At 37.9% G+C, this 6,753-nt stretch carries 9 protein-coding genes; 7 read left to right on the top strand and 2 right to left on the bottom strand.

The window, feature by feature from the left end; genetic code table 11:
• Positions 1-121: FGGY family carbohydrate kinase (locus tag PLA12_09235; GenBank protein HOQ32682.1), on the bottom strand; the 121-nt coding region annotated here is incomplete at its 3' end.
• A 241-nt stretch (positions 122-362) separates the two neighbouring features.
• Between PLA12_09235 and PLA12_09230 the strand changes: the two genes are divergently transcribed.
• On the top strand, positions 363-821 hold the full coding sequence (locus tag PLA12_09230; GenBank protein HOQ32681.1) for a hypothetical protein: 459 nt from the start codon (positions 363-365) through the stop codon (positions 819-821).
• Between the two features lie 245 nt (positions 822-1,066).
• On the opposite strand, the gene yihA is transcribed toward PLA12_09230, so the two are convergent.
• Positions 1,067-1,663 (bottom strand): ribosome biogenesis GTP-binding protein YihA/YsxC, encoded by a 597-nt coding sequence (gene yihA, locus PLA12_09225; protein HOQ32680.1) that lies wholly within the window; start codon positions 1,661-1,663, stop codon positions 1,067-1,069.
• Positions 1,664-2,045: 382 nt separating this feature from the next.
• On the opposite strand from yihA, the gene PLA12_09220 reads away from it, so the two are divergent.
• From PLA12_09220 to PLA12_09195, 6 genes are read left to right on the top strand one after another with little or no spacing between them, the layout of a single operon-like run.
• Complete coding sequence (locus PLA12_09220; protein ID HOQ32679.1) at positions 2,046-2,804, top strand: flagellar hook-basal body protein; 759 nt, start codon at positions 2,046-2,048, stop codon at positions 2,802-2,804.
• A gap of 22 nt (positions 2,805-2,826) precedes the next feature.
• Entirely contained in the window at positions 2,827-3,618 is a 792-nt protein-coding gene (flgG, locus tag PLA12_09215; protein HOQ32678.1) for a flagellar basal-body rod protein FlgG, read from the top strand.
• 8 nt (positions 3,619-3,626) lie between these two features.
• Entirely contained in the window at positions 3,627-4,598 is a 972-nt protein-coding gene (gene flgA, locus PLA12_09210; GenBank protein HOQ32677.1) for a flagellar basal body P-ring formation chaperone FlgA, read from the top strand.
• Positions 4,599-4,604: 6 nt separating this feature from the next.
• Positions 4,605-5,252, top strand: coding sequence for a flagellar basal body L-ring protein FlgH (locus tag PLA12_09205; GenBank protein HOQ32676.1), 648 nt, complete (start codon positions 4,605-4,607; stop codon positions 5,250-5,252).
• Positions 5,253-5,266: 14 nt separating this feature from the next.
• Positions 5,267-6,376, top strand: a complete 1,110-nt coding sequence (locus tag PLA12_09200) for a flagellar basal body P-ring protein FlgI (protein HOQ32675.1) — start codon at positions 5,267-5,269, stop codon at positions 6,374-6,376.
• Complete coding sequence (locus PLA12_09195; GenBank protein ID HOQ32674.1) at positions 6,377-6,706, top strand: rod-binding protein; 330 nt, start codon at positions 6,377-6,379, stop codon at positions 6,704-6,706.
• The last annotated feature ends 47 nt before the right edge of the window (positions 6,707-6,753 follow it).

Raw genomic sequence — 6,753 nt, 5'->3', positions numbered from 1 at the left:
GCGGATAGTATTGTTTGAATTCCTGTTGACTTACTGCAACAGCATTGCCCTCATTGTCAAATAAAATACTACGCGAACTTGTTGTTCCCTGGTCTAATGCAAGAATGTATCTCTTTTCCATATATTTTTCCTTTACCTTTTAATTTTATAAGGCAAGTACTTATTATTAACATTATTATTTATATAGGACCAGAGCTGTCAAATTTAAATGAGGTAGTAAAAATTATTTCACCTTGACAAATGAGGCGGAAATATGGAAAAATAAGAATAGAAATTTATAATTTAATGAATAACTATAAATATTATGAAAACTGAAAGGAAAAGAATTAACGATAAGTAAAACAAATATAGGGGGTATAGGTATGAGATTAATATGTTGTTTTCTTTCCTTTTTATTTAACAAATTCTGTTTTAACAATCTTCGTGTGAAGAGAATTGTTTTGGAAAATGAACAGGGCACAGCAAAAGCGGAATTAAAAGTGGATAGTCGCGGGAATACGACACTGCATTTTATGGATGACAAAAACCAAGATCGTTTGTATATTGGTATTACACCGGAGGGAACACCACGGATAGGTTTATCTTATGCGGAAGGTAAAGGGTCTATTCAATTAGAAGCGAATGACAGATTAAATAGTTCTGCAATTGTTTTTTGTGGACCTGATGGGAAACCTCAGATATTGCTGGGTATAGCGAATACAGGTTTGCCTGCATTTGGGCTTTATGATGGTGAAGGGAAATTACTCTATCCAATTTTTCAGAATAAAGATGCGGGTTTTTTGATAGAAGACAATACAAAAGGTCTTTATTCTCAAAATTAATTCTGATTTATTGTTGTTATATTTAATTTATACAGGGGTAATTCAGGGGTAATTCATGAATTACCCCTACATTTAGATGCAAAATTTTTTTATAGGATATTCATAGATTACCCCTGCATTTATATATGCAAAATTTTTTATAGGAAATTCATGGATTACCCCTGCATTTATATATGTAAAATTTTTTTATAGGATATTTATGGATTACCCCTGCATTTATAGATACAAATTTTTTTATAGGTGGTTTATGATTTGCTGATATTTAATATTTCTCCGATGATTTTCCATAGAGGAGCAACGCCTTCCTTGGTCTGTGAGGAAAAAGGGAGAAGAATAGCATCTTCATCCAGACGAAGTTCTTTTCTAATTTTATCTAATTGAATTTTTCTTTGGGCATTTCCTAATTTATCAATTTTTGTTGCAACAAGGAGTGTTGGAATTTCATGTTCTTCCAGAAAGTCTAATAAGTGATGGTCTTTATCGCCCGGTCCATGACGGGAGTCTATAAGAACCACAACAAGTTTTAGGTTTTCACTTTGAGTTAGGTAATCAAACATAACCTTGTTCCATTGTTCTTTTATCTTCAATGGGACTTCTGCATAACCATATCCGGGAAGGTCAACCATGTAAAATTTTCCGTTTACTTCAAAGAAATTAATAGTTTTTGTTTTTCCTGGAGTATTACTTGTTTTTGCAAGATTTTTTCGTCCCCAGAGGGTATTTAATAACGAAGATTTGCCTACATTTGATTTTCCAGCAAAAGCAATTTCAGGTTTGCGGTCACGAGGAATATCTTGTATATTCAACACGCTTTTTTTAAACTCTACCGATATAATTTTCATTTTTAAAAAATACCTTGTTTTTTAACTACCAATGTTAATTTATGAATAAAGCAGGATAAAATGCAAATTCTTCCTTGAGAGAGGAAAATCATTCCTATTTTCGTAAACCTATATTATAAACGAGATAATCATAAGTATTAATATGTCAATAATTTATTAAAAAGTTTTTTAATGGCATGGAGCTTGCTATTTCTGGAATAACAAAAATTGAATATTACAGATGTCCCATAATAAGGTCCCATAGCAACTTTCCTCCATGGGTCGGCATGGCGCAATGTATTGCGCCCATGTGTTTCTTTGTCCCTTTACGAAACATCGTTGCGCCCTGCCACCCGCCTTTTGAAAAAACAGTTAACAATTTACATATAAAAAGTAAAAAGATATGATACCTGGAATATATATATCAGCAGGTGGAATGATTGCCTCTGAACAGAGGCAATCTGTTTATGCCAATAATGTAGCCAATGCAAGCACAGCAGGCTATAAAGCATTAACGCCTGTTCAATTAGGTTTCTATCCATTATTTCAGAAAGCGGGGGAAAGTTATCATGTATATGTTCCTAAAACGGCACCGGGTGGTGGAGTAAAAGTGGTAGAAACATTTCCAGATTTGTCGTTAGGTCCATTAAAACAAACAGGTAATCCTTTAAACATCGCTATTCAGGGACCGGGATATATTGTTTTACAAACTTCCTCTGGAGAGAGATTTACACGTGCTGGAGATTTAACGCTGGACGCAGAAGGCTATTTATCTACTCCACAAGGTTATCGTGTTTTAGGGATGAATGGACAGCCAATACAGATACAGGGAACGGAAATAAATATTTCTTCCGATGGGAATGTAACTGTGGATGGAGTTTCCGCGGGACAAATTCGCTGTGTCGAGTTTAAAAATCCAGAACGGTTAACGCGTGAAGGAGAAAATTTGTATTCGGCAAGTAAGGAAATTCAACAAGGTATGCAACCTGCAACGAAAAGTTCTCTTCGTCAGGGATATTTAGAATGGTCGAATACAAAAATTCCTACGGAAATGATACGCGTAACATTGGGACTTCGTGCCTACGAAGCCAATCAACGAGTTATTTCTGCCATAGATGAATCAATCGGCAGGTTAATTGAACAGGTAGGACTTGTCGGTTAAAACATAATAGAAGGATGAATATATGATTCGTTCATTATTTACTGCGGCGACAGGAATGATTGCTCAACAAATGAATATTGACGCCATTGCTAACAATCTGGCGAATGTTAACACGACAGGATTTAAGCGAAGTCGTGTAAATTTTCAGGATTTGTTGTATGAAACTATTAAACCCGCAGGGAGCGAAACGACAGCCGGCACAACTATTCCGGAGGGTATTCAAATAGGACATGGAGTTCGTCCTTCTGCTGTTTCAAAAATCTTTTCATCGGGTTCTGCAATTCAAACGGGTAATCCATTGGATTTAATGATAGAAGGAGATGGCTTTTTTCAGATTGAATTGCCCGATGGGACTACAGCCTATACACGGGATGGTGCCTTTAAGATTAATGAAGAAGGAACGGTAATGACTGTAGACGGGTATCCTTTAACCCCTACAATTACCATTCCTACAGAAGCAGAGTTAGTAACGATTGGAGCAGATGGAACTGTTTCTGCCCGTGTCCCTGGTAATAATACTCCCCAAAATATAGGGACATTGGAATTGGCAAGATTTTCCAATCCTGCGGGGCTTGATGCGAGGTTGGGTAGAAATCTATTTTTAGAGACGCAAGCCTCAGGTACTCCTAATGTGGGGCAACCGGGTTTAGATGGACTTGGAACCATTGCACAGGGTTTTCTGGAGAATTCAAATGTTCAGGTTGTGGAAGAAGTTATACAAATGATTATTGCTCAGCGTGCTTATGAAGCGAATTCGCGTGTTATTCAAGCCTCTGATGAAATGCTTCAGACCGCTAATAATGTAAGGAGATAATTTAACAGATGACAATGGGGTCATCGAAAATATGTGTTACCAAATTTAACAAAGTTGTTTTGTTGTATTTCGTGATTTTGTTATTACATATCGGGGGATATTCCCAAAATATGTCTATTAAATCGGAGGCAGAAATTTCGGGTGATAAAGTGATGTTAAACGATGTTTTAGATGGTGTCGATACCGAGTTTGTAAATGATATTCCATTAATACCTGCACCGAAACCGGGGTATGCACGGGTTATCCCTAACAAGCTGGTATTCTCCAAACTGAAACAAATCGGTGTTAATACAGAAAATTTGAGCATGGATGAAAAAGGTAAAACTGTGGTAAAACGGGCTACCGCAGTTATATCAAAAGATGTACTTGTGGAGTCACTACGCTATTATATTCAACAACAAATGCCCTGGGAAATAAGTCATACGCAAATAGAGATATATCCTCCGACAGAAGATTTAGCCTTACCTGAAGGAGATGTAGAAATAACATGGAAAGCCAATAATTCCTATCGTTATTTGGGAACAGGTATTTTTCGGGGAATTGTTCGTATAGAGGGAAAGGTTCAGAAGACTATTATTTGCAGGGTTACTATTGAAACAGAAGGTATGCTCGTAGTTGCGGTTCGTGATATTCCACGCGGGAAAATAATTACAGAAGAGGATATATCTGTTCGCCAAATAACACTTTCGCGGAATACAGGGTCTCCTATCTGGGACTTGTATTCTGTTGTTGGGATGTCAGCCAAAAAATTTATTCCTTCGGGTTCCAGTATTCAACTGGAAGATATAGAATCACCTGTAATTGTAAAGCGAAATCAAATCGTTCCTGTGGAATATAAACAAGGGAATATTTTGATTTCAGCTAAAGTAAAAGTTTTATCGGATGCCCGAATAGGCGAACGGGTTCGATGTATGTATTTAGATTCTGAACAGCAATTTGAAGCAACGGTTCAATCGGATGGAACTGTTAAAGTGGAGTAATTAATTATGAAAAATAAAAGATACCTATTTATTATGTATTTAAGTTTTTTCCTTTGTTTTTTATCCCAGTCTTATGGAGATAGCCTTTTTACCCCCGAAGCACAGCGTTCTGGGACATTAATATCGGAAAAAGGAACCCGTTTCCAGCCCGGGGATATTATCACAATACTTGTTCGTGAAAAGATTTCGGCAAGCACAACAGCAGACACGAATACAAAGAAAGAGTCGGATGTCGAGAGCAAAGCGAATGAGAAGGATAACAACTTTCTAATAGCGGATAAACCAGATGGTTTAGGTTTAATAAACTCAGACTTATTACCCAATTGGAAGATTGAAGCAGAAAACGAGACAAAAGCAAGGGGGAAAACAACCCGCACAAGCACATTAACCACAACCATAGCCTGCACAGTAACGCAGGTTTATCCCAATGGAAACTTAAAAATAGAAGGAGAAAAACGCGTAACGGTTAATCGGGAGGATTCTCTACTGACAGTTAGTGGAGTTGTTCGCTCAAAGGATGTCGCTCCAGATAACACAGTATTATCCACTCAGGTGGCAAATGCTCAGGTTCAGCTCAAAGGTAAAGGTGACCTGTGGAACAATCAACGGCGTGGAATTATTACAAAGATTTTAGATTGGTTTTCACCATTCTAAAAAGGAGTTTCATTATGGTTGCAAAAAGAGTATTTTTATATTTCGTTGCTTTGATATTTCTTTTCCCCATGTTTGCGGATTCAGCACGGATACGCGATTTGTGTGAGGTTCAGGGTGCTCGTGGAAATATATTAAAAGGAATAGGTCTGGTTGTAGGACTTGCAGGTACCGGCGACAGTGTTGGGGTTACGCGTCTTGCTCAGCGTCAGATGTTAGACCGTTTGGGAATTACCGTCAGTAATTTAAAAGATTTGACGCCCAAAAATTCTGCAATAGTTATGGTAACTGCAGAAATTCCACCGTTTGCTAAAGAAGGGACACGAATTGATGTTAAAATAGATACATTAGGGGATTGCAAGAGTTTGGAAGGGGGAATGCTTCTGGAAACTTATTTACGAGGACCCGGATTAGGAGATACCGTATATGCTGTGGCACAGGGACCTGTTTCTATAGGCGGGTTTAATGCAGAAAAAGGAGGTGGTGGAGGCACTGCTGTCCGAAAAAATCATCCTACATCAGGACGAATACCTTTAGGGGCGTATGTAGAACGAGAAGTTCCCTCTACCATTACCGATGGGGAGAGGATAGTCCTTTTATTGAAACAACCTGAATTTAATACAGCCGATAGGATTCGTCAGGCTATTGAAAATCAATTTGGTGAGAATGTGGCTCTTGCAATGGGTGGGGGGTCCGTTCGAGTTACTGTTCCGGAGTCTTACCATAACGACCTAACCGGTTTTATTGCGCGGATAGAGAATATAGAGGTTACTACAAATCCACCTGCGAAAATTGTGATTAATGAACGGACAGGAACCATTGTAATCGGTGGAGATGTGGTTGTGAAGCCCTGTCAGGTGGCTCATGGGAATATGACAATTAAAATTACTTCTACTCCTCAGGTTACACCGGCGACCCCTTTCACCGAAAGTCAAGCGGTTGTTACAGAGACTACTGCTATGGAAGTTAAGGAATCAGAGGCTTATCTTATGCCTATTTCGGGGACTTCTGCAGGTGAGGTTGCAGAGGCTTTAAACCGATTAAAGGTTACTCCCCGAGATATGATTTCTATTTTTCAGGCTTTGAAAGAGGCAGGGGCTCTTGATGCAGAACTGGAGATTATGTAAATGTTATATGTAAATCCTATAAATTATGTTGTGCCGAATATTAACCTTTCCGGTAGTGAAGATGTCCGAAAAAAAGTAGCCGGGGAGGAAATGGAGCGATTATTTTTATATGAACTCCTGAAAGAGATGCGAAAGACAATCGTTGCTTCTAAACTATTTCCTCAAAATTCTACAAAAGAGATTTACTACGATATGTTAAATGATGCTTTTGCGGGAGAGATGGCGAAGTCCGGACAATTGGGTATAGCGAAACAGATTATTCAAAATACGGAAACAATACAACAAAAAATAGATAATGCGACAGAAAGTAAATCTACACATGGAGTTTAAGAAAATAAAGGAATTTGCCGATAACTAATAATGTAAAGGAATAACAA

It is taken from the genome of Candidatus Hydrogenedens sp., from assembly GCA_035378955.1.
GTDB lineage: Bacteria > Hydrogenedentota > Hydrogenedentia > Hydrogenedentales > Hydrogenedentaceae > Hydrogenedens.
Note: the sequence above shows the minus strand (reverse complement) of the source record. Positions and strands in the feature narration are given on the sequence as shown.